Origin of the sequence: Glutamicibacter creatinolyticus (assembly GCF_006094275.1) — a bacterium.
Taxonomy (GTDB): Bacteria; Actinomycetota; Actinomycetes; order Actinomycetales; family Micrococcaceae; genus Glutamicibacter; species Glutamicibacter creatinolyticus.
The window spans coordinates 1,139,202-1,164,457 of sequence record NZ_CP034412.1 but is presented as its reverse complement, the minus strand read 5'-3'; the positions used below and the strand labels follow the sequence as shown (position 1 = coordinate 1,164,457).

The following is a 25,256-nucleotide window of genomic DNA, read 5'->3' as shown; positions in this document are numbered from 1 at the left end:
AGACACTTTTTATTCGATGCACCGGATTTCGTCGAACTTTTCCGCCCATTCCCGCTCACGCTGGCTGTTGCGTACACCCGACCCAGGCGCGGGCGGGGCACCCGTGGACGAAATGCATATTTGACTTTGCCGCGCTGTGATTTGGCGCAACGCCCCGCAGGTCCGGTTCCGGCACCGATCCCGCAGGCGCCGCCCGCAAAACCGGCGGCTTCGCGGTTTGCCGGGCCGCCGCCCTAGAATTGGCAGTACCATGGCGCTACAGATCTCATATCCCGACGCACTGCCCGTCTCGGCCCGCCGCGAGGACATCCTCGACGCGGTGCGCAACAACCAGGTCGTGATCATCGCCGGCGAAACCGGTTCGGGAAAAACCACCCAGCTGCCCAAGATGCTGCTGGAGCTGGGCCTGGCCGAACGCGGGATGATCGGGCACACCCAGCCCCGCCGCCTGGCAGCACGCACCGTGGCCGAACGCATCGCCGAGGAGCTGGGCACCAAGATCGGCGACGAGGTCGGCTTCCACGTGCGCTTCACCGGCGAGGTGTCCCGGCGCACCCAGCTGAAGGTGATGACCGACGGCATCCTGCTGGCCGAGATCCAGCGCGACAAGCTGCTGAAGAAATACTCGGCGATCATCATCGACGAGGCGCACGAACGCAGCCTGAACATCGACTTCCTGCTAGGGTACCTGAAGCAGATCATGCCCCGGCGCCCGGATCTGAAGATCATCATCACCTCGGCGACCATCGACCCCGAACGCTTCGCCGCCCACTTTGGGCGCACCCTGCCCGACGGGCAGACCGAACCGGCCCCGATCCTGGAGGTCTCCGGACGCACCTACCCCGTGGAGATCCGCTACCGGCCGCTGGACGAGCCGCTCGGGGACGAGGCGGAGGAGGACGCCAACGGCGACTCGCTGGAAGATGACCGCGACCCTCTGGACGCGGTCACCGAGGCGGTGCGCGAACTGTCCCGGGAGGAACCCGGGGACATCCTGATCTTCTTCTCCGGCGAACGCGAAATCCGCGACGCCGCCGACGCGCTGCGCACCCTGGTGGCCGGCAACCGGCGCCTGCCGCGCTATGAGATCCTGCCGCTGTTCGCCCGCCTGTCCCTGGCCGAGCAGCACAAGGTCTTCCACCCCGGCCCCACCCCGCGCCTCATCCTGGCCACGAACGTGGCCGAAACCTCGCTGACCGTGCCGGGCATCAAGTACGTGATCGACACCGGCACCGCGCGCATCTCCCGCTACTCGCACCGCACCAAGGTCCAGCGCCTGCCCATCGAACGGGTCTCCCAGGCCAGCGCGAACCAGCGCTCGGGGCGCTGCGGGCGCGTCTCGGAGGGCATCGCCATCCGGCTCTACTCCCAGCAGGACTACGAGGCACGCCCCGAATTCACCGACCCGGAGATCCGGCGCACCAACCTGGCCAGCGTGATCCTGCAGATGATCTCCCTGGGCGTGGTGGGCTCCGCCGGCCAGGTGGCCAGCTTCCCGTTCGTCCAGCCCCCGGAGATGCGCGCCATCACCGACGGGGTGAACCTGCTGCGCGAACTGGGCGCCCTGTCCAGCGACAAGGCCGCCCAGGTCACCGACGTCGGGCGCCAGCTGGCCCAGCTGCCGCTGGATGTGCGCCTGGGGCGGATGATCGTGGAGGGGGCCCGGCGCGGGGTCGCCAAGGAGCTGATGGTGCTCACCGCGGCGCTGAGCATCCAGGACCCGCGCGAACGGCCCAGCCAGGAAACCGGGCAGCGCGAACGCGCCGCGGAACTGCACCGGCGCTTCACCGACGAGAAGTCCGACTTCATCGCCCTGCTGAACCTGTGGGCCTACCTGCAGGAAAAGCAGAAGGAGCTCTCCTCCTCCGCGTTCCGCCGGCTGTGCAAGGCCGAGCACATCAACTACCTGCGGGTGCGCGAATGGCAGGACCTGTTCACCCAGCTGCGCCAGCTGGCCAAGCCGCTGGGGATCAGCGTGGCCGCCGAACCGATCAACCCGGCCGCCAACGAGGACACCGTGCACATGAGCCTGCTGGCCGGGCTGCTCTCCCACATCGGGATGTACGACGAACGCAAGCGCGACTACACCGGGGCGCGCGGCACCCGTTTTGCGATCTTCCCCGGCTCCGGGCTGTTCAAGAAGTCCCCCAGCTGGGTGATGGCCGCCGAGCTGGTGGAAACCTCCCGGCTCTGGGCCCGGGTCAACGCTGCGATCAACCCCGAATGGGTGGAGCAGGTCGCCCCGCACCTGCTCAAGCACAGCTACTCCGAACCGCACTGGTCCAAGCGCAACGGCGCGGTGCTCGGCTATGAGAAGGTCACCCTGTTCGGGCTGCCGGTCATCGCCCAGCGCCGCATCCAATACTGGCGGGTGGACGCCGAACTGGCCCGGGACCTGTTCATCCGCCACGCCCTGGTGGAGGGCGACTGGCGCACCCACCACAAGTTCTTCGCCCGCAACCGCCAGGTGCTCCAGGAGATCGACGAACTGGAAACCCGACTGCGCCGGCGCGACCTGCGGGTCTCGGACGAGGACCTGTTCGACTTCTACGACGCGCGCATCCCCGCCTCGGTCCTCTCCGAGCGCCACTTCGACCGCTGGTGGAAGAAGGCCCGCGCCACCGACCCGACGCTGCTGGACTTCGATCCCGAGGCGCTGCTCGAGGCCGACGCCGAGCAGCTGGATGACGCCGCCTTCCCCACCACCTGGCGCCACGGGTCCATCGAGCTGCCGCTGAAGTACGAGTACAACCCGGCCGCCCGGGCCGGGGAGGGCGACGGGGTGAGCCTGCAGGTGCCGGTGGTGTTCCTGAACCAGCTGGACCCGGCCCGCTTCCAGTGGCTGATCCCGGGGCTGCGCCACGAGCTGATCACCGCGCTGATCCGCTCCATGCCCAAGAACGTGCGCAAGAACTTCGTGCCCGCCCCCGACGTCGCCGGCCAGGCGCTGGAAAGGCTGGATGCCGAGTTCGATCCGGCGCACGATGACCTGGCCACCTCCCTGGCCCTGGTGCTGCGCCGGCTGCGCGGGGTCGTGGTGGACCCGGCCGTGTTCGACTTCGCCGCGCTGCCCGAGCACCTGCGCTTCGGCTTTGAGGTGCTGGACGCCAACGGCAAGGTCCTGGGCCAGGGCGATGACCTGCCCGCCCTGCAGCACCGGCTGGCCGCCGCCAACCGCCAGGCCCTGGCCGCCCAGGTCAACTCCCCCACCCCGGCCCCGACCCCGGGCAAGCCCGGCACCCCGGCCGCCGGCCCGCGCTCCGGCGCGAAGAAGGGCAAGGGCCCGGCCAAGGCCGACCAGCAGTCCGCCGCGGGCGGCGGCTGGGAGCAGGCCGGGCTGAAGACCTGGCCGAACCTGCCCGGCGAGCACACCGCGCTGCCGCAGCAGGTAAGCACCACCGTGATGGGGCAGCAGATCACCGCCTACCCGGGACTGGCCGACGAGGGCAGCTCCGTGCGCCTGGGCGTGTTCCGCACCGCCGCCGAACGCGACGCCGCCCACCGCGGCGGAGTCATCCGGCTGCTGATGCTGCGCCTGCCCCCGGCCACCAAATTCGTGCTCGGGCACCTGAACAACACCGAGAAACTGGTGTTCACCCAAAGCCCGCACGGCTCCATCGAGGAACTGATCGCCGACTGCACCATGGCCGCCGTGGACAAGCTCGTCCCCGAACAGCTGCCGATGGACGCCGCTGCCTTCGAAGCGCTCTTCCACAGTGTGCGCGCCGAACAGATCGACACCGTCTTTTCGATCACCGCGGTCATCGCCAAGGTCTTCACCAGCTACACCCGGATCACCAAGCAGCTCAAATCCAGCAACTCACTGGCGCTCTACCAGGCCGTCAGCGACATCCGCTCCCAGCTGGAGCAGCTGATCTACCCCGGCTTCATCGCGGTGACCGGGGCGATGAACCTGCTGCGCCTGCCGCGCTACCTGCAGGGCATCGAACGCCGGCTGGAGAAGCTCACCTCCGGCGCCGTGCAGCGCGACGCCCAGGCGATCACGGTGATCCAGAAACTGGAGGACGAGTACGACGCGGCCCTGGAAAAGGTCCCCGCCGGTGCTGCGGTCCCCCACACCCTGCGCCAGGTGAAGTGGATGCTGGAGGAAATGCGCATTTCGCTGTTCGCCCAGGAACTGGGCACCGCCTACTCGGTCAGCGAAAAGCGCATCCGCAAGGCCATCGCCGAAGGACTTGCCGCGCTCTAACCGCATTCCCGCACTCGATCCGGGTTTGGCCCGCAGGGCGGGTCCCGGGGTGGGGTGTGGTGGGCCAGCCACCGGTGGTGGCTGGCCCACTGGTGTTTCCGGCCGGTGTTTCCCGGTGGGTGTTTCCCGCCGGTGGTCCCCGAAAGAATTTTGGGGTTCGTGGGTTATCCCCATCCCGCCGGGCCTGGGTGGGGTGCCCAAGTTTGGTGGGTGATGGTAGGTGGCATGAATCAGGTTTCCCTGGCCACGGCCCTTGAGGTGGTACGCCACCGGGTGCGGCACAACGGTGCGGCACTAGAGGGCACGGTGCTGCGTGAAATCCAGGAACTGTGTACCGGCCTGTTCACCGACCTGGCCGGGCTGGTGGGGGCCACCCACCGGGCACCTGTCGCGTTGGGTGGGGCCAGCTGGGTGGAAGAGCACTACCGGGCGGTGATCCGCGCTCAACTGGCCGCGATCGCCGCGTTGGAAGCCACCGGGGCCCACCGGTTGGAAGTGGGCGAGTATGACCGGTTGCGGCAGGACCCGGCCGGCACCCAGGGCCCGGTGTTGTACGCGACCGGGCGGCCGGTGTACAAGGACACCACCGCGTTGCTGGAGTCCTGGGTCGGGATCAACTATTTCGAGGCCCGCACCCGGGTGGAGGACACCCACCGGGTCCAGGCCCGACGCAACAGTGCCGGGCAAGGCGCTGGCCCACGGTTTGAGCGGCTGGCTGGTTTGTTCAAGGATCCGGGTCGGGACCCGCGCCCGGTGCGGGATGCGGCCCGCCGGTTGGAGGCGTTGGAACCATCCACGGTGGGGCAGGAACTATCCGGGGTGCTGCCAGGAGTCGCAGCCAGGGCCGGGGATGGGCGGTTGTTGGAGGAGCACGCCACCGAGATCCTGGTGGAGCATGACCCGGTGACCGCGGCGAAGCGGTTGACGGGGTTGTGTACCGGGTATCGGAAGGCGAACGAGTCGGTGGCTAAACCGGAGGTCGGGATTTTCCGTCGGGCGACCGTGTTGGGGGTGGATCAGTATTTGATCCGGGTGGAGGGGGTGGATGCGGAGTTGCTGCGTTCAGCGATCGCGCAGGCCGATAATCCACGTACCCAGGCCGGGGCCGCGGCCCGGAGCCTGTCCCGGTCCGGCAGGCCCGGCCCCCAGGACAACACCCAGGCCAGCCCCCAGGACAACACCCAGGCCAGCCCCCAGGACAGCACCCTCTCTGGGGAAACAACCGGTCCTGGCCGTGGTGGGGACCAGGGCTGTGCTGGTGAAGAGAGTGGGCAGGTTCCGGCATGGCTGGTCACGGATCAGCCGCCACCACCCTGGGCGATCGACCCCGACACGGAACCAGGGGTTGCCGACACGGAATCAGGGAATGCTGCTGAAGCCGTCCCGGCTGTCGATTCAGACGTCGGGTCAGGGGCTGCCGGTTCCGGGACTGTGTCACCGCACGACAGTGGGTTGGCCCCCGGCACAGCTGCCGATCAGCCACCTATGACAGGGCCGGAGCGAGCAGGGGCCGCAGCCGATCGGCCGGGTGCCGGTGCTGGTCGTGGGACGGCGTGTCCTGCCAGCACCCCGGCCCCGCAGGGATTCACCCAGCCCCTGGCCGAGCAGGACGAAGCCGACCCAGACCCGACCGGGACAGGCGCGGCTCAGCAAGACAGCGCTGAGGGTCCTGGCCCGGATCGTGTTGAGGGGGTGGAGGCTGCGGTGCCGCGGCGCAGGCTGCAGGCCCTACTGGATTTGATGCGGGCCCGGGTCACCGGGGCCGGGGCGTTGAAGACCATCACCCCGCAGGTCGTGGTGTACATGCAGTTGCAGGACCTGATGGACCTGGCCGAAGGTCATGGCATCACCAGCCGCGGGGTCACCGCCCACGGGGTGGAGCTCGACGCCGGCCAGCTGCGTCAGGCGTTGAGCCGGGCACGGATCATCCCGGTCGTGCTGGGCGGGGATAGCCAGGTCTTGGATGTGGGCCGGGCCCGCCGGGACTTCAACGTGCCGATGTGTACCGGGTTGCAGGCCAGGGACCGGGGGTGCATCATGCCCGGGTGCACCTACCCTCCAGAAATGTGCGAGGCCCACCATTGGAAGAACGGGGGCTGGGCCGGAGGATGTGGCACCAGTGTGGGTGAAGGTGGCCTCTTATGTCCCAGGGAGCATGATGACTATCATGCCGGGAAATTCAAGATCGTTGATGTGAACGGGTTGCCGCATGTGGTGTTGCCCAAGCATCTGGATCCTTCCCAGACCCCGCGGCGTAACCGGTACTGGTTCGCCAGCTGGGAAGACCCTTCCAAACCAGGGCAGCAAGCAGCCCGGCAAAAGCCACCGGAACAAAAACCGGCCCCGGGCCAGACGAACCCGCCAAAGCCAGACGGCCCGCCACCGGATGCCACCAAACGCCGCAGTCGACGTCGGCGGTCGAGGACCGGGCCGGGCCCTGGGCAGGACCCGCCAGCGGCCACCCCACCTAAAGCAGCCGACAGCTAGAGTATTCGGCAACGCTTGCAAAACGACGCGCTCACCGTGCACGGCGATGATATTTTGAAAGCCATGCAAATCAATGATGTCCGGCGGGCCTATGCGGCACGGGCAGCCGAATACTCCGAGGTGCTCGGCTCAATGAGTCAGATGGCGCCGCAGGATCAGGAAGACATCGCCGGCTGGGCACGGAGCATTGTGGGGCCGATCGCCGATGTTGGTTGCGGCCCGGGTCATTGGACGCAGTTTCTGTCGGATCGGGGTGCCGACGTGATCGGTGTGGATTTCGTCGACGAGTTCCTGGACATCGCCCGATCGCGTTTTCCTCAGCAACGCTTCATGAACGCGGATCTGGCCTCGTTGGGTTTCATGGATGGCTCGATGGCAGGGCTGCTCTCGTGGTATTCCACGATCCACTGCGCCCCTGACACTGTACCGGCGATACTGCGGGAATTCGCGCGCGTCCTGCGGCCGCAGGGAACGCTCATGCTGGGGTTCTTCGACGGCGATCGCATTGAGGCCTTCCCCCATCAGGTCATCCGGGCCTACCGCTGGCCCGCGGACTGCATGATCGACGTGCTGGCCGATGCCGGTTTCTCGGTAATAGACCTGAGCACGCGCACCGACCCCGGGGTGCGTCCGCATGCCGCCATCACCGCAAAGCTCGTTCGGCGCTAGGTCTTCCCTCCCCCGGATTGGAAAGACCAGGGCGAATACGCGATGCCGGCATCACTCACCGTCGCTCACGACCTCCTGCTGTGCTGGAGAGAGTGGCGCAGCACCGAATGCGCAACGGCGCGCACCCGGTTCCGTCCGGCTCGGGCGGGGCCGCGGAAATCAGGTGCGCGCCGTGGTCGCTGCGATCGAATAATCAGGCGTCGGGAATGTGGGTGTGTCCGTCTTCCTTCAGTGCCGCGCGCAGCTTCTGCGCATTCGCGTCCATCTTGGCCGGATCCGGGTTCTCATTCACCCGGCCCAGGTCGAAGTCAGCCAACGAGTTCGTCGGCCACACGTGAACGTGCAGGTGCGGCACCTCGAACCCCGCGATCATGATCCCGGCGCGGGCGGAATTGAAGACGCGTTTCTGGGCCCGGCCGATGTTCCCGGCGACCTTCATCAGGTGCGCCATCAGCTCGTCGGAGGCGTCGGTGAACTCGTCGATCTCCTCGCGCGGAACCACCAGGGTGTGGCCGTCGGTGATCGGCCCAATGGTCAGGAAGGCGACGCACTGCTCGTCCTTCCAGATGAAGCGGCCGGGGATCTCGCCTTCGATGATCTTGGTAAACAGGGTGCTCATGTGCGCCTTTCAGTGTTCGACCGGCAGCGGCCGGGGTTGTGCGGTGTGGCGGGGTCAGCTGCGCGCCGTGCCGCGCTAGTGGCGGTGGGTTTCGTCGCTGGTGGCCACGTCGTTTTGCGGGTAGGAGCTGTACTGCGACCAGGACCCCGGGTAGAGCGCCGCGTCGATCCCGGCTTCGTGCAGGGCCAGGATCTGGTGCGCGGCGGTGATCCCGGAACCGCAGTAGGCGGCCGCTGCCCGGCCGGAGGGTTCCAGCCCGAGCTTGGCAAAGCCCGCGCGCAGCTGCTCGGGCTGGCGGAAGCGGGCGGCATCGTCCAGGTTCTCGGTGGTGGGACGGTTCAGCGCCCCGGGGATGTGCCCGGCCACCGGGTCCAGGGGTTCTTCCACCCCCAGGTAGCGGGCGGTGGCGCGCGAATCGATCAGCACGCCGTCGAACCCGGCCAGCTCCTGCATTTCCAGCACCGGCATCTGATTCCAGGACAGGCTCACGGTGCCCGGCTCCACCTTGGGCACCTCGGAGGAGAGGATGCACTTCGCGTCCCGCCAGGCCTGCAGTCCCCCGTCGAGCACCGCGACCTTCGTGAAGCCGGCGTGGCGCAGCAGCCACCAGGCGCGGGCGGCGGCCATCGCCCCGGCGTCGTCGTACACCACCACGCAGCTCTCGTCGTTGATGCCCCAGCCGCGGGCGGCCTGCTGGAACGCGTCGGCGGTGGGCAGCGGGTGGCGCCCGGTGTGCTCCCCGACCGGGCCGGACAGCTCGGTTTCCAGATCCACGAAACGGGCGGCCGGGATGTGCCCGGCCTGGTACTGCTCGCGGTTGTTGGTGGCGCCCAGCTTCCAGCGCACGTCGAGCAGCACCAGGTTGGGGTCTTGCAGTTTCGCGGCCAGGTCGCTGGCCCGGATTAAGGCGCTCATGCGTTTGGCTCCCGGGAGATCAGGTCGTTGATGTCGTAGCTGGTGCCCTGCTCCCAGCGCTGGTAATTGCGCCCCTGGGCCGTGGCGGCGTTGCCCAGCAGCCGGTCGAACAGCCCCAGGCCGTTTTCGTTCAGCAGCCCGTCGTGGATCGGCAGCCACAGCGGCGCGTCGACCTCGGTGGCGAAGTCGATGGTCTGCCCCACCCGCGACCAGGGCGCCATGGCCGGCACCAGCAGCACGTCGGGGTGCAGCCCCACCGGCACCTGCAGGCTGTCGCCGGGGTGGAAGATCCGCTCCCCCAGCAGGTAGCCGATGTTCGCGACCACCGGGATGGAGTGGTGGATGGTGGCGTGGGTGCCGCCAAAGGCGCGCACCTGGATGCCGCCGACGGTGACCTGGGCGCCGGGCTGGATCGGGTCGACCCGCGAGCGGGCGACGGCCGGCAGCAGCTCGTGCAGGGTTTGGACCACCGTCTGCGGGGCGTACACCTGCAGGGTGGGGTTCGCGGTGACTGCCTCGGCGACGACCTCGGGCAGCACATGGTCGGGGTGCTCGTGGGTGATCAGCACGGCCTGCTGCTGCTCGAACGCCCCCTCCAGGTCCGAAAAGCCGCCCGGATCGACCAGGATCGACCCGTCGATGGTGGATACCTCAACACATGAATGACCACGGGATACGATGCGCATACCCCCACACTAGGCGTCCAGCCACACCCGAGGCCAGTCATCGGGCGCATTGCCGGGCGAAGTTGGCTAAAATTGTGGGTGTACCGGCGTCGCCGTTTCGCGCGCCCGTGGCAACTAATAGGAGTGGTGTCCGCATATGACGCAGCCGTCAACCACGCGTGCCGGGGAAACCCGGGTTACCAAGCAGCGTGTGGCATTGAACGAGGCGTTAGTCCAGGTCAACGATTTCGCCACCGCCCAGCAGCTGCACCGCTGGCTGCAGGAGCAGAACCACAAGGTCTCGCTGGCCACCGTGTACCGGCTGCTGCAGTCGATGGCGGACGACGGGCTGGTCGATGTGCTGCATTCGGGCGACGGTGAGGCCCGCTACCGCCAGTGCGTGACCGAGGTGCACCACCATCACCTGGTGTGCCGGGTGTGCGCCAAGACCGTTGAGGTGCTGGCCCCGTCGGTGGAGCGCTGGGCGGCCCGGGTGGCCGAGGAGCACGGCTTCAGCGAGCCGGAGCACACCGTGGAGATCTATGGGCTGTGCGCCGAATGCCGACGGCAGAACCGCGCCGACCAGCCCCGCATCGACGCCAAGTAACCGCCACGCCCGCCGCGCCGGGCCGCCGGGGCGGCGGATCCGGCGACCGGAGTGCCCGGTTCCGCTAGACCTGGTGGCGGCTGGGTGAACGCACGGCCTCGATGAGCCGGCACGCCAGGTAGATCACGAACGAAATCGTGGTCACGTACGGGCTGATCGGCAGCGCCCCGCCCAGCGCCAGCAGAATCCCGCCCACCACGCTGGTCAGCGCGAACAGCACCGAGAGCAGCACGGTGATTGCCGGGTTGCTGCTCACCCGCAGGGCGGCGGCGCTGGGGGTGATCAGCAGGGCCAGCACCAGCAGTGCGCCGACCACCTGGATCGACATGGCCACCGCCAGGGCCAGCACCACCATGAACACGATCGACAGCCCGGAGGTGCGCACCCCGCGGGCGCGGGCCAGCACCGGGTCGACGCTGGCATAGGTCAACGGGCGCCACATGATGATCAGGGCGAGGATCACCACGGCGCTGATCACCAGCGTGCCGCCCAGCTGCGCCTCGTCCACGGCGACGATCTGCCCGGTCAGCAGCCCGAACTTGTTCGCGCTGCGCCCCTCGTAGAGGGAGAGGAACAAGATCCCCAGGCCCAGCCCGAAGGGCATCAGCACCCCGGTAATGGAATTGCGGTCCTTCGCCCGGGTGCCCAGCACGCCCAGCACCAGCGCGGCGATCAGCGAGCCGAACACCGAGCCGGTGACCACGTCCGCGCCGATCAGCAGCGCGAAGGAGGCCCCCGCGAAGGACAGTTCGGCGATGCCGTGCACCGCGAAGGCCATGTCGCGCATCATGATGAAGATGCCGATCAGCCCGCCAACCACCCCGAGCACGGCCCCGGCGATCAGGGAGTTGCTCACCAGCGGCAACAGCTGGGCGTAATCCTCGAAATTGATCACGCGCTCAAGAAAATTATCCAACCCCATGCCTATCGTCCCGCCGTACCCGGTTCACGGGTTTCCGGTTCGCCCGTTTCCGGTTCACCCTTTGGCGCCGCCTGGCCATCCGGCCCGCCCTCTTCCGGTGTCACCGGATCGGGCACCTGGCGTTCCCCGTCCCCGGTGACCACCACAATCCTCCCGTTGACCCGCAGCACCTCAACGCGCGATCCGTACAGCTCGCTGAGCACCTCGCTTTGCATGACCTCATCCACGGTCCCGATGTGGAACCGCCCGCCGGCCAGGTACAGCACCCGGTCCACGTAGGGCAGGATCGGGTTGATCTCGTGGGTGACGAAGATGACCGCGCTGCCGGCCTGCACGGCCTGGCGGTGGATCACCTCGCTGATCGCCTGCTGGTGGTGCAGGTCCAGGCTCAGCAGCGGCTCGTCGCACAGCAGCACCCGCGGGTTGGAGGCCAACGCCTGCGCGGCCCGCAGCCGCTGCTGCTCCCCTCCGGAGAGTTCGGCGACCGGGCGCTGCCCGTAGCCGCTGGCGCCGACCAGCTCCAGCAGCTCATCGACGCGCTCGGCCACCTTGCGCCGGGCCAGGCGGACCCCGGGGCGGTGCCCGTCCACGCCCAGGGCCACCAGGTCCCGGGCGCGCAGCGGCACGTGATCGGCGATGGGCCGCTGCTGCGGGATCAGCCCGACCAGTTCCGAGCCGCGGCGCACCGGCTTGCCCTCGATGCGCACGGTGCCGGATTCGAGCACCGTGGTGCCCAGCATGGTGTTGATGAAGCTGGTCTTGCCCGAGCCGTTGGGGCCGAGCACCGCCAGGAATTCACCGGGGCGCACGTCCAGGTCCAGGTCCTGCCACAGCACGCGCGGGCCGAAGGCCAGGCGGGCGTGCTGGAAGGAGACAATCGGTTCTGCTGGCATTCTGCGGCTTTCGTGTGGTTGGTGGGGGCCGGCGCGCGGACGGCAAATGGCCGTGGCCCCGCGTCCTGCGCGGCACCACGGCCATTCTATCCTAATTGCGACTGATTCCTATTTGTGCCCGGCGCGGTTTCGCACCGTGCGCGGCGGATTATGTGGTTGCCGTTCCCGGGGCGTGGCCGTTGCGCGGCGCACGCGGCGGAACGTGGCGTTTCCGGGTGGTGTCGCTAATCTCACCGACCAGCACCTCGATGATGTCCTCCAGGAACACCACCCCGGTCACCTTCCCGTCCGCGTCGATGACGGTGGACAGGTGGTTGCCCTGCTGGCGCATGGCCTCCAGCGCCACCTCGATCTCATCGGTGTGCGCCACCTGGCCCAGCGGGTGCAGCGGCAGGTTCAGCAGCGGCTGGGTCGAATGCTCGTCGTCGATGAGCATCACGTCCTTCACGTGCCAGTAGCCCACCGGGATCCCCTCGCGGGTGATCATCATGCGCGAGAACCCGGTCTTGGCGACCTTGGACTCGAACTCCCGCGCGGTGGTCTGCCCCCATTCCAGGGTGAACAGGTCCTCCAGCGGCACCATGCACTGGCTGGCGGTCACCGAGGTGAACTCCAACGCCTTGCTCAGCCGGAGCGCGTCCTCGTTCTCCAAGGTGCCCTCCTCGGAGGAGGACTGGATGATCGAGCGCACCTCCGCGGCCGTGTAGGCGCTGCTGACCTCGTTTTGCGGTTCGACGCCGAACATCTTCAGCACCAGGTTCGCCGAGCCGTTCAGCAGCGAGATCACCGGGTGCAGCGGCTTGGAGAGCCACACCAGCGGCGGGGCCAACAGCAGCACCGCCTTGTCGGCGACGGACACCGAGATGTTCTTGGGCACCATCTCACCGAAGGTCACGTGCAGGAAGGTCACCGCCACCAGGGCGATCAGGAACGCGCTGGTGTCCGCCACGGCCACCGGCACGCCCATGGCCTGCAGCGGCACCACCAGCAGGTGGTGGATCGCCGGTTCGGAGATGTTCAGGATCAGCAGCGAGCACACGGTGATGCCCAGCTGGCAGACCGCCAGCATCACCGAGACGTGCTCCATCGCCCACAGCGCCACCTTGGCGCGCTTGTGCCCGTCGTCGGCCAGCGGTTCGATCTGCGAGCGGCGCGCGCTCATCACCGCGAACTCGCCGCCCACGAAGAACGCGTTGGCCAGCAGCAGCACCACCAGCCAGACCAGGCCCATGAAGTCACTCATTCTCGGCCTCCTGGATCGGTGCGGCCGGCACGAAGCGCACCTGGGCGATGCGCTTGCCGTCCAGTTCGGTCACGGTGAAGCTGCCGGCCTCGGTGGTGACCACGTCGGCCAGCTGGGCCAGGCGGCCAAGCTCGGAGAGCATGAAGCCGCCGATGGTTTCGTAGGAGGCGTCATCCGGGATGATGTCCGCGTCGAAGTGGTCGTTGATCTGGTCGGGGCGGAACATGCCCGGGAACAGCCAGGCGCCGTCCGGTTGGGCGATCACTTCCTCCTCGTCCTCGTCGTGCTCGTCGGAGACCTCCCCGACGATCTCCTCGATCAGGTCCTCCAGGGTCACGAACCCGGCGGTGCCACCGTATTCGTCCATCACGATCGCCACCTGATACTCGGCGGCACGCAGCTGCTCAAGCAGGATGTCCAGGTGGATGGTTTCGGGCACGTACAGCGCGTCCATCGCGAACTCCCCGACCTGCAGGGCGCCGCGGCGTTCACGCGGCACCGAGACCACGCGCTTGATGTGGCACACGCCCTGGATCCGGTCGCTGGAGCCCTCGATCACCGGGAACCGGGAGAACCCGGTCTCGGCGCTGAGGCTGATCAGCTCCGATAGCGGGGCTTCGGAGTCGATCGTCGCCATGGTGGTGCGCGGGGTCATCACGTCGGCCGCGGTGCGTTCGGAGAATTCAATGGTGGATTCAACGAACTTGGCGGTCTGGTTGTCCAAGGTGCCCAGCTCGGCCGAACGGCGCACCAGCGAGGCCAGCTCCTGGGCGCTGCGGGCCGCGGAGATCTCCTCCTTGGCCTCGATGCCGAAGAACCGCTTGAGCACCTGGTTGGAGAACCCGTTCAGCGCCAGGATGGCGGGCTTGAAGATTGCGGTGAACACCAGTTGCGGGCGGGCCAGCGCCTTGCCCACGGTCATGGCCCGGGCGATCGACAGGTTCTTGGGGATCAGCTCGCCGATCAGCATCGAGAGCAGGGTGGCCAGGGTCATCGAGATCACCACTGAGATTGCGGTGGCGCTGGCGCCGGTGACCCCCAGCTGGACCAGCAACGGGCTGAGCAGCTGGCTCATCGCCGGCTCCAGCACATAACCGGTCAGCAGCGTGGTCAGCGTGATGCCCAGCTGGCAGGAGGAAAGTTGGGTGGAAAGCGAGGTCAGGCACTGGTAGAGCGGCTTGGCACCGCGTTCGCCGGCCTCAACGGCCTGGGCGACGGTGGACTTGTCCAGCGCCACCAGCGCGAACTCGACGGCCACGAAGAACCCTGTTCCCAGGATCAGCAGCAGGCCGAGCAGGATGTATAACCATTCCATTGGGGGCTAGCTTCCCCCTAGGGCCGGTGTGGTGAAAGTAATTCCAATTGCCGCCCAGCGGCAACTAGAAGGCTCCAATCGGGAGGCGGAGCCCACCTGTTCATGTCTGGGGCTGCCGGCGCTGCGCCCTTGGGCGACCGGCCGGCACGGAGAATGACTGTCCATAGTGCGCATCAGTCTAACGAACGAAGCTTAACTTCGCATCACCGACAGATGAAAAAGATGAACGGCACAAATCCCCCGGTGAGCGGGAGATATGTGAGCATCCGATCCTGTGATCCGTGCCGCGTCTTAGCCAACTGGCGCAAAATGTCACTAGACTGTTGGGAGGTCTAGAAATCTTGTGTGCACGGTGGCCACTCATAGCGTCCTCGGGCCACCGCCCGCCCAAGCTAGAACAGCGTAGAAAATCAGGGAGAGGCGTTGCACGTGCCAGAGCAAGCACACCATCGGCTAACGGAAGAGTTCGGTGGAAACGAGTGGCTAGTAGACGAGCTGTACCAGCAGTACCTCGTCGACAAGAACTCGGTCGATAAGAAATGGTGGGACATCTTCGAGTCCCTCACCGCAGACGAGGAAGAACCGGCGAAGAAGCCGGCTGCGGAAGCCAAGCCGGCCCAGCCCGCCGCGAAGCCGCAGAGCGCCCCGGCCAAGACCCAGGGTGCCCCGCGCGCGGCCGCTGCCGCCCGCTCCAGCGAGCCGGCTGCGGAGAAGCCGCAGGCCGCCAAGCCGGAGCCGAGCAAGCAGAACGCCGCGCCGAAAACCGCCCCGATCCCGGCGCAGGCCCCCAAACCCCAGACTTCGAACCAGTCCTATGGCGAGGAAAAGCGCACCGTGCTGCGCGGGCCGATGAAGGCCATCGCCAACAACATGGACGCCAGCCTCACCGTGCCGACCGCCACCACCGTGCGCGCCGTGCCGGCGAAGCTGATGATCGACAACCGCGTGGTCATCAACAACCATCTCAAGCGCACCCGCGGCGGGAAGATCTCCTTCACCCACCTGATCGGCTTCGCCGTGGTGCGGGCGCTGAAGCAGTTCCCGTCGATGAACGTGACCTACGACGTGGTGGACAAGAAGCCCACCGCCGTGCAGCCGGCCCACGTGAACTTCGGCATCGCCATTGACATGCCCAAGCCCGACGGCACCCGCATGTTGGCCGTGCCGAACATCAAGGCCGCCGAGACCCTGAGCTTCAACGAGTTCTGGGCCACCTATGAGGACCTGATCAAGCGCGCGCGGGGCAACAAGCTCACCGCGGACGACTACGCCGGCACCACCGTGTCGCTGACCAACCCCGGCGGCATCGGCACCGTGCACTCGGTGCCGCGCCTGTCCAAGGGCCAGGCCGCGATCATCGGCGTCGGCGCCCTGGAGTACCCGGCCGAGTACCGCGGCGCGGCGGAGAAGACCGTCGCCGCCCTGGGCATCGGCAAGCACATCACCCTGACCTCGACCTACGACCACCGCGTCATCCAGGGCGCCGGTTCTGGCGAATTCCTGAAGCTGGTCGAGTCGCTGCTGCTGGGTGAGCAGGACTTCTACGACGAGATCTTCGAGCAGCTGCGCATCCCGTACGAGCCGGTGCGCTGGGCCGTGGACAACCAGGTCGACATCGACCTGCAGGTCAACAAGGTCGCCCGGATCCAGCAGCTGATCCACTCCTACCGCGTGCGCGGGCACCTGATGGCGGACATCAACCCGCTGGAGTACGTGCAGCGCAAGCACCCGGACCTGGACATCAAGACCTACGGGCTGACCCTGTGGGACCTGGACCGCGAATGGGTCACCGGCGGGCTGGGCGGCAAGGACCGGATGCTGCTGCGCGACATCCTCGGGGTGCTGCGCGACGCCTACTGCCGCACCACCGGCATCGAGTACATGCACCTGCAGGAGCCGGTGGAGCGCGACTGGTTCCAGTCCAAGCTGGAGCGCCCGTACCGCAAGCCCAGCGCCGAGGAGCAGAAGCGGATCCTGTCCAAGCTCAACGCCGCCGAGGCGTTTGAGACCTTCCTGCAGACCAAGTTCGTCGGGCAGAAGCGCTTCAGCCTGGAAGGCGGCGAGTCGCTGATTCCGCTGCTGGATGCGATCATCTCCGACGCCGCCGACGAGCACCTGAGCGAGGTGGGCATCGGCATGGCCCACCGCGGCCGGCTGAACGTGCTGACCAACATCGCCGGCAAGACCTACGCACAGGTCTTCCGCGAGTTCGAGGGCACCGCCACCCCGGGGTCCGTGCAGGGTTCGGGCGACGTGAAGTACCACCTGGGCACCGAGGGCTCCTACACCTCGGATGCCGGCAACGAGACCAAGGTCTACCTGGCGGCGAACCCCTCGCACCTGGAGGCCGTGGACCCGGTGCTGGAGGGCATCGTGCGCGCCAAGCTGGACCGCCTGGGCTCGCGCAGCGAAGTGCTGCCGATCCTGGTGCACGGCGACGCCGCGTTCGCCGGGCAGGGTGTGGTCTCCGAGGTCCTGGCCATGAGCCAGCTGCCGGGCTACCGCACCGGCGGCACGATCCACGTGATCGTGAACAACCAGATCGGCTTCACCACCGCCCCGAGCTCCTCGCGCTCCTCGGAGTACTCCACCGACGTGGCCCGCGCCGTGCAGGCCCCGGTCTTCCACGTCAACGGGGATGACCCGGAGGACGTGGTGCGCGTGGGCCAGCTGGCCTTCGAGTACCGCCAGAAGTTCAACAAGGACGTCGTGATCGACCTGGTGTGCTACCGCCGCCGCGGGCACAACGAGGGCGATGACCCGTCGATGACCCAGCCGATGATGTACAACCTGATCGAGGCCAAGCGCTCGACCCGCAAGCTGTACACCGAGGCGCTCGTCGGCCGCGGCGACATCACCCAGGAGGAGGCCGACAACGCGTTGGCCGAGTACCGCGAGTCGCTGGAGCGGATCTTCTCCGAGACCCACGCCGCGCAGACCTCCCCGATCCCGATCGTCACCCCGGGTTCGACCATCAACGACCTGGAGAAGCCGTTCGCCCAGGCCGAGGATGAGCTGACCCGCGACGGGGCCCGCCCCAGCGCGATCTCCGCGCAGACCGTGGCCGCCATCGGCAAGGCGCACCTGGCGATCCCCGAGGGCTTCAACGTGCACAACAAGCTGCGTTCCCTGCTGGAGCGCCGCGAGAAGATGAGCCGCGAGGGCGGCATCGACTGGGGCTTCGCCGAGCTGCTGGCCCTGGGCTCGCTCTCCATGGAGGGTGTGCCGGTGCGCCTGGCCGGCCAGGACTCGCGCCGCGGCACCTTCGTGCAGCGCCACTCGATGTTCCACGACCGGATCAACGACGAGGAATGGTACCCGCTGAACCACCTCAGCGAGGACCAGGCCCCGATCTGGATCTACGATTCGCTGCTCAGCGAATACGCGGCCCTGGGCTTCGAGTACGGCTACTCGGTGGAGCGCCCGGACGCGCTGGTGATGTGGGAGGCGCAGTTCGGCGACTTCGTCAACGGCGCCCAGACGGTGATCGACGAGTTCATCTCCTCGGCCGAGCAGAAGTGGTCGCAGTCCTCCTCCCTGGTGATGCTGCTGCCGCACGGCTACGAAGGCCAGGGCCCGGACCACTCCTCCGCCCGCATCGAGCGCTTCCTGCAGCTGTGCGCGGAGAACAACATGGTCGTAGCCCAGCCCTCCACCGGCGCCAACCACTTCCACCTGCTGCGCCGCCAGGCCTACGCCCGTCCGCGCAAGCCGCTGATCGTGTTCACCCCGAAGCAGCTGCTGCGCCTGAAGGCGGCGGCCACCTCGGTGGAGGACTTCACCACCGGCGGCTTCCGCGAGGTCATCGGGGACAGCTCGATCTCCGATAACAACGCGGTGGACAAGGTGCTGCTGGTCTCCGGCCGGCTGTACTACGACCTGCTGGCCACCCGCACCAAGGCCAAGGACGAGAAGACCGCGATCATCCGCGTGGAGCAGCTCTACCCGGCCCCGACCGAGCAGATCGCCGCGGAACTGGCCAAGTACCCGAACGCGAAGGTCAGCTGGGTGCAGGACGAGCCGGCCAACCAGGGCCCGTGGCCGTTCTTCGGCCTGTACGTGGCCCCGAGCCTGGAGCAGAAGGTCACCCTGGTCTCCCGCCCGGCGTCGGCCGCCACCAGCGCCGGCACCTCCAAGCGGCACGAGGCCGAGCAGGCCGTGCTGCTGCAGCAGGCGTTCGCCCGCTAAACCGGCCCTGACCGGCGCATAGTGCCGGCACCTTCGGGCACCGCTCCCCCGCAATGGGTCGCGGTGCCCGGCAGGTGCCGGCACCATCACGTTAAACACCTCCCCAATTGCCCGGGTTCACGCCGCGTTCACTGCTAAGGTGGGGAACTAGGTATCGGCACACGAAAGGTCCCCCGTTGGAGTTACGCACCATCCGCATCACCGCAATCGGAGACGAACTGCTGGCCGGACATGGTGACCCCCGGGCCCTGGGGTGGTTTGGCCGGGTCCTGGCGCGCACCCAGGATCCCGCGCTGCGCCTGCAGTCCTTTGTGCTGGCTGCCCCGGCCGAAGGGTCCGAGGCGCTGGCCGAACGCTGGCTGGGCGAGGCGACCCGGCGCTTTGGCGACCGGGTCGAGAACCGGCTGGTGATCGCCCTGTCCGACCGGGACGTTGACCTTGAGGTCTCCACCGCCCGCAGCCGGCTGAACCTGGCCAACATCCTGGACTCCGCCAGCCAGATGTCGATCAAGGCGCTGCTGGTGGGTCCCGCCCCCGGGCTGGACGACGCCCGCAACGAACGGGTCGCCGAACTGAACCGCGTCTACTCGGATGTGGCCCTGCGGCGCAACCACCACTACATCGACACGTTCACCCCGCTGCGCGCCCACACCCAGTGGCGCGCGGACCTCACCGCCAACGGCGGGGTGCCCGGACAGGCCGGCTACGGGCTGATGGCGTGGCTGGTGCTGCACCGCGGCTGGTACAACTGGATGGAGCTTCCCGAGCCAAGCGAAGGCTAAGCCGCCCGCCCGGGATCCGGCCGTGCATCTCTTGGCGCGCTTGGTCACACCCCATGCTTGGCCACATCCCCGCGCCGCGCAGCACGGCGCTGTGCCCCGCTGCCACGACGCGCGTGTGGCACGCCACAAACGACAAAGCCCTCCCGCATGTGAAACAATGGTGGCCGGACCACCGCCTACTGGCGGCGGTATCGCAATCCCTATCTAAGGAGGCACTATGTCGAAGCGCGCACGTAAGCGTAAGGACCGCCGTAAGCGTTCAGCAAACCACGGCAAGCGCCCCAACGCATAAGCTGATATGGATGATCCCCGCAGCGCACCAGATTCTTCCGGTGCCCTGCGGGGATTTCTTTATCCTCGACCTGCCCCTGCATCCGCCGTCCCGCCCGCTCTTCGCCCGACGGCGTTCTCCGCCTGGCACGAGGCGGCAAACCCCGGCAGGTCAAACTCCGCCCGGGCGATGCGCGTCATCTCCGCCCCGCATAGCACCAGCCGCCGACACCGGTGTGCCGGCCGATCGGCCGGAGTGCTGGTGTCGACGGCTGGGTGCGTCGTGGTGGTAGGCACCGGGCAAACCGGTGGGTACCGAACCGTATGCAGTTGTGGTGTTCCCGTGGGGGCGCAAGGCCACGGCTAGTGCCCGGATTCGACCCGGATCTGCGAGATGCGCACCATGATCTTTTCCTTCAGCTGGCTCGGGGCATGCTCCTGGCAGCTGCGGCGCACCACCGATCGGATGATGCACTCCAGGTCGTACTGCTCGGTGCATTCCGGGCAGTGCTCCAGGTGCCGCTTGACCTCTTTGATGTCCTCCAGGGTCAGCGCGCCATCGAGATAGTTGTAGATGCGCACCAGCCGGGAATCGGCACAGTCGCCCAGTGAATAGCAATCCATTTCTACTTCTCCGCTCCCTTGGCCTTGGAGTGGGATACCGCCGCGGGCACTCCCCGATCCTTGGCGTAGTCAGCCAACAACTCGCGCAAGTTCTTCCGTCCCCGATGCAATCGTGACATCACCGTGCCGATGGGCACCCCGAGGATCTCGGCGGCTTCCTTGTAGCTGAAGCCCTCCACGTCCACAAAGTAGACGGCCAGGCGGAAATCCTCGCCGATCGCCTGCAGCGCGGCCTTCACATCGGAATCCGGCAGCCGGTCCAGCGCCTCGACCTCCGCCGAACGCAGCCCCGTGGGCGTGTGGTCCGCGGCCTGGGCCATCTGCCAGTCCTCGACGGTGTCCGTGCTGGTGCGCTGGGGTTCGCGCTGGCGCTTGCGGTACAGGTTGATGTACGTGTTGGTCAGAATCCGGTAGAGCCACGCCTTGAGGTTGGTTCCCGGTTTGTACTGGTGGAACGCGGAGAACGCCTTCGTGTAGGCCTCCTGCACCAGGTCCTCGGCGTCCGCCGGGTTGCGCGCCATGCGCAGGGCCGCCGAATACAACTGGTCGACGTATTGCATCGCGTCGCGCTCAAAACGCTCGCGGCGCTGCTCGTCGGTTTCCTGAGCGGGATCGGGCACGCCGGAACCCAAAGTATTTTCCGTCATCATCGCCCAGTCTACGCGCTCACCGGCCGGTCGGGGCAGGACCGCGACGGCCGAGGGGGCACTTGCAGTTGTTCCCATGGTTCCTTCCAGTCTCGTCACACTCATTCCAACACCCGCCCAGACCGGATAATTCCCGGTGCCCACGGTAGGATTCTGCTAGGGCCTGTCTCCTGGGGACCGGGCCTGGAAACCAAGCGAAGGAAGTGCGAAGAACACGTGCCGGCTCATGTCAGCGACCACCCGATGTGGGATGCCCCGTCCGTAACCGAACCGATCAACGCGACCGTGCTGGTGCCCGCCTCCAAGTCCCTGACCAACCGCTATCTGGTGCTCGCCGCCCTGGCCGACGGACCGTGCACGATCCACAACACGCTGATCAGCCGCGACAGCGAGCTGATGCTGGACGCGCTGGCCGCCCTGGGGGTGGGTGTTGAGCGCACGGTGCAGGATGACCGGTCCACCACGGTGCGCCTGACCCCGCCCGCCGCCGCCGGCCCGCGCCAGGGGATCGTGCACATTGACTGCGGGCTGGCCGGCACCGTGATGCGCTTCGTGCCGGCGTTGGCCGCCGCGCTGGGTGTCAGTGCCCACTTCGACGGGGATGCCGGGGCCCGGGTGCGTCCCATGCGACCGGTGCTCGATGCCCTGGCCGAGCTCGGCGCGCGCATCGAGTACGCGGGACAGCCCGGCTTCCTGCCGTTCACCGTGCACCCGCAGCAGCTGGGGCAACGCCCCGAGGTGCGCATCGACGCGTCGGGGTCCAGCCAGTTCATCTCCGCGATGCTGCTGGCCGGCCCGGCACTGCCCGGCGGGCTGCGTCTGCGGGCCGCCGACGGGGCCGTCGCCAGCCCCGAGCACATCCAGATGACCGTGCAGAGCATGAACGAGCTGGGCGCAACGGTCAGCACCGACCCCGACGCTCGCGGCTGGCAGGTGGCCGAAGGCAGGCTGCCGGCCTTCAGCGTCAGCGTCGAACCGGACCTGTCCAACGCCGGCCCGTTCCTGGCCGCCGCACTGGCCACCGCCGGCACCGTGCGCATCCCGCACTGGCCGCGGCACACCACCCAGATCGGCGGACGCTGGCGGCAGATCCTGCCGGCCATGGGCGCCCGGGTGGAGTTGGGCGCGGATGCGGTGCTCACGGTGCGCGGCACCGGCACCATCGGTGGGATCGACTACGCCGACGCCGCCGAGCTGACCCCCACGCTGGCCGCGCTGTGCACGCTGGCCGACTCCCCCAGCCGGCTGACCGGGATCGGGCACCTGCGGGGGCATGAAACCGACCGGCTCGCCGCCCTGGAACGCGAACTCACCCGGGTGGGCGCCACCGTGCAGGCCACCGAGGACACGTTGCGCATCATCCCGCCCGCCACGCGCCGCGCCGCCGACATGCTCAGCTACGAGGATCACCGGATGGCGACCGCCGCCGCCCTGATCGGGCTGGTGACCCCCGGCACGAGGGTGGAGAACATCGCGACCACCGCCAAGACCATGCCGGACTTCGCACGGATGTGGGAGGCGATGGCCGCGACCGCCGGTACCGCTGACACACCGGCCGCTGGGGCGCCGTCCAGTCACACCGCTGCGGGCGGGTCGGCGGACGCCGCGGCAGGAGGCCGCGCATGAGCCGCTATCAGGACTGGGACGAATCCGATGTGCGGGTGCGCCCGAACAAGCGCGGCTCCCGGCCACGGACCAAGGACCGTCCGGCGCACGAACGGGCGAAGATCGGGCGGGTCATCACCGTGGACCGCGGGCGCTACACCGTCATCCTGGAGGAGGACACCGCCGGGGAACGGGTCGTGGTCGCCGCCCGCGCCCGCGAGCTGCGCCGCCAGGCGATCGTGCCCGGGGACATGGTGGCGCTGGTCGGGGACACCAGCGGCAAGCCGGACACCCTGGCCCGGCTGGTGCGCATCGAGGAGCGCAGCACCCTGCTGCGCCGCAGCGCGGATGACACCGACGCCACCGAGCGGGTGGTGGTCGCCAACGTCGACCAGCTGGTGATCGTGGTGGCCGCGGCGAACCCCGAACCGCGCACCGGGTTCGTGGACCGGGCCCTGGTGGCCGCCTATGATGCGGGCATCACCCCGATCCTGTGCGTGACCAAGGCCGATGTGGCCGACCCGGCCGGGTTCCTGGCCTACTACGACGGACTGGATTTGCCGGTGGTGATTTCCCGGACCACCGCCGAGGCCGACGGGATCGATTCGCAGGCCGCCGACGGCTCCAGCGCCCGGCTGGACCCCGAGGCGCTGGCCACGCTGCGCACCATGCTCGCCGGGAAGGTCTCGGTTGTGCTGGGGCACTCCGGGGTCGGCAAGTCCACCCTGGTCAACGCGCTGACCGGCGCCCAGCGCGCCACCGGGCACGTGAACGCGGTGACAGGGCGGGGCCGGCACACCTCCTCCAACGCGCTGGCGCTGCGCCTGCCTGACGCGCCGGGCAGCTGGCTGATCGACACCCCCGGCATCCGCTCGTTCGGCCTGGGCCTGGTCGACCCGGAGCACGTGCTGGCCGCCTTCGAGGAGCTGAGCCAGATCGCCACCCGGTGCCCGCGCGGCTGCGACCACATGGCCCAGACCCCCGGCTGCGCCCTGCAGGCCTGGGCGTACTCCCCCGACGCCCCGGCCTCGGCCGCCGCCCGGCTCGAATCCTACCGCCGGCTGGTCACCACCGGGGAAACCACCCACGAAAAGGAGCTCGGTGCCCAGTAGCACCACCACGCCATGAACTACACCCTGGATGAGGACCTGTCCTTCGCCCTCGCGCTGGCCGACAAGGTCGACGCGCTGACCCTGGCGCGCTACCACTCCAACGACCTGAAGGTGGAGACGAAGCCGGACATGACCCCGGTCTCCGACGCCGACCGCGGCGCCGAACGGCTGATCCTGGCCGAGCTGACCGCCCAGCGTCCCGGGGATGCGGTGCACGGGGAGGAATTTGGCGTGCACGGCTCCTCGGCCCGGCGTTGGGTGATCGACCCGATCGACGGGACGAAGAACTTTGTGCGCAAGGTCCCGGTGTGGGCCACGCTGATCGCCCTGCTGATCGACGATGAGCCGGTGCTCGGGGTGGTTTCGGCCCCGGCGCTGGGCCGGCGCTGGCACGCCGCGCACGGGCTGGGCGCCTGGGTAAGCGAGCCGGGCCTGCCCGAGCCGCGCCGCCTGGCCGTCTCCCGGGTCTCCAGCCTCGCCGACGCCTCGGTGTCCTACGCCTCGCTGGATGGCTGGCGTGAACTGGGCCGCCGCGAAAAGCTGATGGAACTATTCGACGCCGCCTGGCGCACCCGCGCCTACGGGGACTTCTACAGCTACATGCTGCTGGCCGAGGGCGGGGTGGACGCCGCGTTCGAGCCGGAACTGGAGCTGTACGACATGGCCGCCCTGGTCCCGGTGGTGCGTGAAGCCGGCGGACGCTTCACCTCGATCACCGGGGTGGAGGGCTGCGGCGGCGGCAACGCGCTGGCCACCAACGGCCTGCTGCACGATCAGATCCTGCCCTACCTGCGCGGCTGACGTGCCCCATTCTTCCAATCCGGGCCGGCTGACCACCAGCGAGGAGGACTACCTCAAGGCGCTCTACGCGCTGTCCGAATGGGATTCGCACCCGATCGGCACCGGTGAGCTGGCCGACCAGCTGGGCCTGTCCCCCGCCTCGGTGACCGCCATGGTGCGCAAGCTCGCGGCGAAGCACCTGGTGGATTTTGTCCCGCGCGGGGCGATCAGTCTCAGCCAGTCCGGGCGGGCGGCCGCGCTGAACGTGGTGCGCCGCCACCGGCTGCTGGAGACCTTCCTGAGCCGCGAACTGGGCTACGGATGGGATGAGGTGCACGATGAGGCCGAACGCCTGGAGCACACGGTCTCCGAACGCTTCATCAACGCCCTGGACGAGCGGCTGGGCTTTCCGCGCAGCGATCCCCACGGGGACGCGATCCCCGACGCCCACGGCGAGCACAGGCCCAGCCAGGCGACGCGCCTGGACCACTTCAGCGGCACCGAAGCGCTGATCGTGCGCATCAGCGACGAGGACCCGCACTTCCTGCGCCGCTGCCAGCAGCAGGGCCTGGTGCCCGGGGCGCGCATCGGCCTGCCGCATCGGCTGGATCCGATCGAAGCCTCCATGGTGTGGGTGCGCGCGCCCCGATCCGAGCAGGCGTGAGCCGCCGCGTCAGGCAAACACCGGCCCCCGGCGGTCGCG

20 protein-coding genes are annotated in these 25,256 nt (G+C 68.3%); 11 read left to right on the top strand and 9 right to left on the bottom strand.

Annotated features, from left to right (window positions below; translation table 11 throughout):
• Window positions 1-250 precede the first annotated feature (250 nt).
• The 3 genes from hrpA (at window position 251) to GcLGCM259_RS05300 (ending at window position 7,366) form a co-directional block, all read left to right on the top strand.
• Window positions 251-4,210 (top strand): ATP-dependent RNA helicase HrpA, encoded by a 3,960-nt coding sequence (gene hrpA, locus GcLGCM259_RS05310; RefSeq protein WP_138925953.1) that lies wholly within the window; start codon window positions 251-253, stop codon window positions 4,208-4,210.
• Between the two features lie 225 nt (window positions 4,211-4,435).
• Window positions 4,436-6,697, top strand: coding sequence for an HNH endonuclease signature motif containing protein (locus GcLGCM259_RS05305; protein ID WP_138172986.1), 2,262 nt, complete (start codon window positions 4,436-4,438; stop codon window positions 6,695-6,697).
• A gap of 15 nt (window positions 6,698-6,712) precedes the next feature.
• A complete protein-coding gene (locus GcLGCM259_RS05300) occupies window positions 6,713-7,366 on the top strand; it encodes a class I SAM-dependent methyltransferase (RefSeq protein ID WP_246049786.1) in 654 nt (217 codons plus the stop codon).
• Window positions 7,367-7,559: 193 nt separating this feature from the next.
• Here the strand turns inward: GcLGCM259_RS05300 and GcLGCM259_RS05295 are convergent, their stop codons facing one another.
• The 3 genes from GcLGCM259_RS05295 to GcLGCM259_RS05285 all read right to left on the bottom strand — a co-directional run bounded on the left by GcLGCM259_RS05295 (window position 7,560) and on the right by GcLGCM259_RS05285 (window position 9,586).
• Window positions 7,560-7,985, bottom strand: coding sequence for an HIT family protein (locus tag GcLGCM259_RS05295; RefSeq protein WP_138172984.1), 426 nt, complete (start codon window positions 7,983-7,985; stop codon window positions 7,560-7,562).
• A gap of 75 nt (window positions 7,986-8,060) precedes the next feature.
• A complete protein-coding gene (locus tag GcLGCM259_RS05290) occupies window positions 8,061-8,900 on the bottom strand; it encodes a sulfurtransferase (protein WP_138172982.1) in 840 nt (279 codons plus the stop codon).
• The gene (locus GcLGCM259_RS05285) at window positions 8,897-9,586 is read right to left on the bottom strand and encodes an MBL fold metallo-hydrolase (RefSeq protein WP_138172980.1); all 690 of its coding nucleotides are present in this window, start codon (window positions 9,584-9,586) and stop codon (window positions 8,897-8,899) included. The genes GcLGCM259_RS05290 and GcLGCM259_RS05285 overlap by 4 nt, the downstream gene beginning before the upstream one ends.
• A 136-nt stretch (window positions 9,587-9,722) precedes the next feature.
• On the opposite strand from GcLGCM259_RS05285, the gene GcLGCM259_RS05280 reads away from it, so the two are divergent.
• The gene (locus GcLGCM259_RS05280; protein ID WP_138172978.1) at window positions 9,723-10,172 is read left to right on the top strand and encodes a Fur family transcriptional regulator; all 450 of its coding nucleotides are present in this window, start codon (window positions 9,723-9,725) and stop codon (window positions 10,170-10,172) included.
• 64 nt (window positions 10,173-10,236) lie between these two features.
• Here GcLGCM259_RS05280 and GcLGCM259_RS05275 read toward each other — a convergent pair whose 3' ends face one another.
• The 4 genes from GcLGCM259_RS05275 to GcLGCM259_RS05260 all read right to left on the bottom strand — a co-directional run bounded on the left by GcLGCM259_RS05275 (window position 10,237) and on the right by GcLGCM259_RS05260 (window position 14,545).
• Window positions 10,237-11,094, bottom strand: a complete 858-nt coding sequence (locus tag GcLGCM259_RS05275; RefSeq protein WP_138925952.1) for a metal ABC transporter permease — start codon at window positions 11,092-11,094, stop codon at window positions 10,237-10,239.
• A 2-nt stretch (window positions 11,095-11,096) separates the two neighbouring features.
• Window positions 11,097-11,987 carry a metal ABC transporter ATP-binding protein gene (locus GcLGCM259_RS05270; protein ID WP_138925951.1) on the bottom strand — a complete coding sequence of 297 codons (891 nt, stop codon included), beginning with the start codon at window positions 11,985-11,987 and terminating at the stop codon, window positions 11,097-11,099.
• Between the two features lie 148 nt (window positions 11,988-12,135).
• Complete coding sequence (locus tag GcLGCM259_RS05265; RefSeq protein ID WP_138925950.1) at window positions 12,136-13,230, bottom strand: hemolysin family protein; 1,095 nt, start codon at window positions 13,228-13,230, stop codon at window positions 12,136-12,138.
• A complete protein-coding gene (locus tag GcLGCM259_RS05260; RefSeq protein ID WP_138172972.1) occupies window positions 13,223-14,545 on the bottom strand; it encodes a hemolysin family protein in 1,323 nt (440 codons plus the stop codon). The genes GcLGCM259_RS05265 and GcLGCM259_RS05260 overlap by 8 nt, the downstream gene beginning before the upstream one ends.
• A 429-nt stretch (window positions 14,546-14,974) precedes the next feature.
• On the opposite strand from GcLGCM259_RS05260, the gene GcLGCM259_RS05255 reads away from it, so the two are divergent.
• The 3 genes from GcLGCM259_RS05255 to GcLGCM259_RS15825 all read left to right on the top strand — a co-directional run bounded on the left by GcLGCM259_RS05255 (window position 14,975) and on the right by GcLGCM259_RS15825 (window position 19,807).
• Window positions 14,975-18,733: a multifunctional oxoglutarate decarboxylase/oxoglutarate dehydrogenase thiamine pyrophosphate-binding subunit/dihydrolipoyllysine-residue succinyltransferase subunit gene (locus GcLGCM259_RS05255; RefSeq protein WP_138172970.1), complete on the top strand. Its 3,759-nt coding sequence runs from the start codon at window positions 14,975-14,977 to the stop codon at window positions 18,731-18,733.
• 176 nt (window positions 18,734-18,909) lie between these two features.
• On the top strand, window positions 18,910-19,515 hold the full coding sequence (locus GcLGCM259_RS05250) for a GDSL-type esterase/lipase family protein (RefSeq protein ID WP_138172968.1): 606 nt from the start codon (window positions 18,910-18,912) through the stop codon (window positions 19,513-19,515).
• Between the two features lie 217 nt (window positions 19,516-19,732).
• A complete protein-coding gene (locus GcLGCM259_RS15825; RefSeq protein WP_374700303.1) occupies window positions 19,733-19,807 on the top strand; it encodes a 50S ribosomal protein bL37 in 75 nt (24 codons plus the stop codon).
• A gap of 341 nt (window positions 19,808-20,148) precedes the next feature.
• On the opposite strand, the gene rsrA is transcribed toward GcLGCM259_RS15825, so the two are convergent.
• Together rsrA and GcLGCM259_RS05240 are read right to left on the bottom strand one after the other, a co-directional pair.
• Window positions 20,149-20,409 (bottom strand): mycothiol system anti-sigma-R factor, encoded by a 261-nt coding sequence (gene rsrA / locus GcLGCM259_RS05245; protein WP_054821692.1) that lies wholly within the window; start codon window positions 20,407-20,409, stop codon window positions 20,149-20,151.
• Window positions 20,410-20,411: 2 nt separating this feature from the next.
• Window positions 20,412-21,059, bottom strand: a complete 648-nt coding sequence (locus GcLGCM259_RS05240) for a sigma-70 family RNA polymerase sigma factor (RefSeq protein ID WP_175419477.1) — start codon at window positions 21,057-21,059, stop codon at window positions 20,412-20,414.
• Between the two features lie 213 nt (window positions 21,060-21,272).
• On the opposite strand from GcLGCM259_RS05240, the gene aroA reads away from it, so the two are divergent.
• From aroA to GcLGCM259_RS05220, 4 genes are read left to right on the top strand one after another with little or no spacing between them, the layout of a single operon-like run.
• Window positions 21,273-22,682, top strand: a complete 1,410-nt coding sequence (aroA, locus tag GcLGCM259_RS05235) for a 3-phosphoshikimate 1-carboxyvinyltransferase (protein WP_246049785.1) — start codon at window positions 21,273-21,275, stop codon at window positions 22,680-22,682.
• Window positions 22,679-23,773: a ribosome small subunit-dependent GTPase A gene (gene rsgA, locus GcLGCM259_RS05230; RefSeq protein ID WP_138172964.1), complete on the top strand. Its 1,095-nt coding sequence runs from the start codon at window positions 22,679-22,681 to the stop codon at window positions 23,771-23,773. Before aroA ends, rsgA begins: the two co-directional genes overlap by 4 nt.
• 12 nt (window positions 23,774-23,785) lie before the next feature.
• Window positions 23,786-24,574 carry an inositol monophosphatase family protein gene (locus tag GcLGCM259_RS05225; protein ID WP_138925948.1) on the top strand — a complete coding sequence of 263 codons (789 nt, stop codon included), beginning with the start codon at window positions 23,786-23,788 and terminating at the stop codon, window positions 24,572-24,574.
• A gap of 1 nt (window position 24,575) precedes the next feature.
• Window positions 24,576-25,217 (top strand): metal-dependent transcriptional regulator, encoded by a 642-nt coding sequence (locus GcLGCM259_RS05220; RefSeq protein WP_138172960.1) that lies wholly within the window; start codon window positions 24,576-24,578, stop codon window positions 25,215-25,217.
• Window positions 25,218-25,256 lie beyond the last annotated feature (39 nt).

Excerpts from the sequence above, each read along its gene's own strand:
- hrpA (WP_138925953.1), top strand. The coding sequence starts at position 251 with ATGGCGCTACAGATCTCATATCCCGACGCACTGCCCGTCTCGGCCCGC.
- GcLGCM259_RS05305 (WP_138172986.1), top strand. The coding sequence starts at position 4,436 with ATGAATCAGGTTTCCCTGGCCACGGCCCTTGAGGTGGTACGCCACCGG.
- GcLGCM259_RS05295 (WP_138172984.1), bottom strand. The coding sequence starts at position 7,985 with ATGAGCACCCTGTTTACCAAGATCATCGAAGGCGAGATCCCCGGCCGC.
- GcLGCM259_RS05290 (WP_138172982.1), bottom strand. The coding sequence starts at position 8,900 with ATGAGCGCCTTAATCCGGGCCAGCGACCTGGCCGCGAAACTGCAAGAC.
- GcLGCM259_RS05285 (WP_138172980.1), bottom strand. The coding sequence starts at position 9,586 with ATGCGCATCGTATCCCGTGGTCATTCATGTGTTGAGGTATCCACCATC.
- GcLGCM259_RS05280 (WP_138172978.1), top strand. The coding sequence starts at position 9,723 with ATGACGCAGCCGTCAACCACGCGTGCCGGGGAAACCCGGGTTACCAAG.
- GcLGCM259_RS05275 (WP_138925952.1), bottom strand. The coding sequence starts at position 11,094 with ATGGGGTTGGATAATTTTCTTGAGCGCGTGATCAATTTCGAGGATTAC.
- GcLGCM259_RS05270 (WP_138925951.1), bottom strand. The coding sequence starts at position 11,987 with ATGCCAGCAGAACCGATTGTCTCCTTCCAGCACGCCCGCCTGGCCTTC.
- GcLGCM259_RS05265 (WP_138925950.1), bottom strand. The coding sequence starts at position 13,230 with ATGAGTGACTTCATGGGCCTGGTCTGGCTGGTGGTGCTGCTGCTGGCC.
- GcLGCM259_RS05260 (WP_138172972.1), bottom strand. The coding sequence starts at position 14,545 with ATGGAATGGTTATACATCCTGCTCGGCCTGCTGCTGATCCTGGGAACA.
- rsrA (WP_054821692.1), bottom strand. The coding sequence starts at position 20,409 with ATGGATTGCTATTCACTGGGCGACTGTGCCGATTCCCGGCTGGTGCGC.
- GcLGCM259_RS05240 (WP_175419477.1), bottom strand. The coding sequence starts at position 21,059 with ATGATGACGGAAAATACTTTGGGTTCCGGCGTGCCCGATCCCGCTCAG.
- rsgA (WP_138172964.1), top strand. The coding sequence starts at position 22,679 with ATGAGCCGCTATCAGGACTGGGACGAATCCGATGTGCGGGTGCGCCCG.
- GcLGCM259_RS05225 (WP_138925948.1), top strand. The coding sequence starts at position 23,786 with ATGAACTACACCCTGGATGAGGACCTGTCCTTCGCCCTCGCGCTGGCC.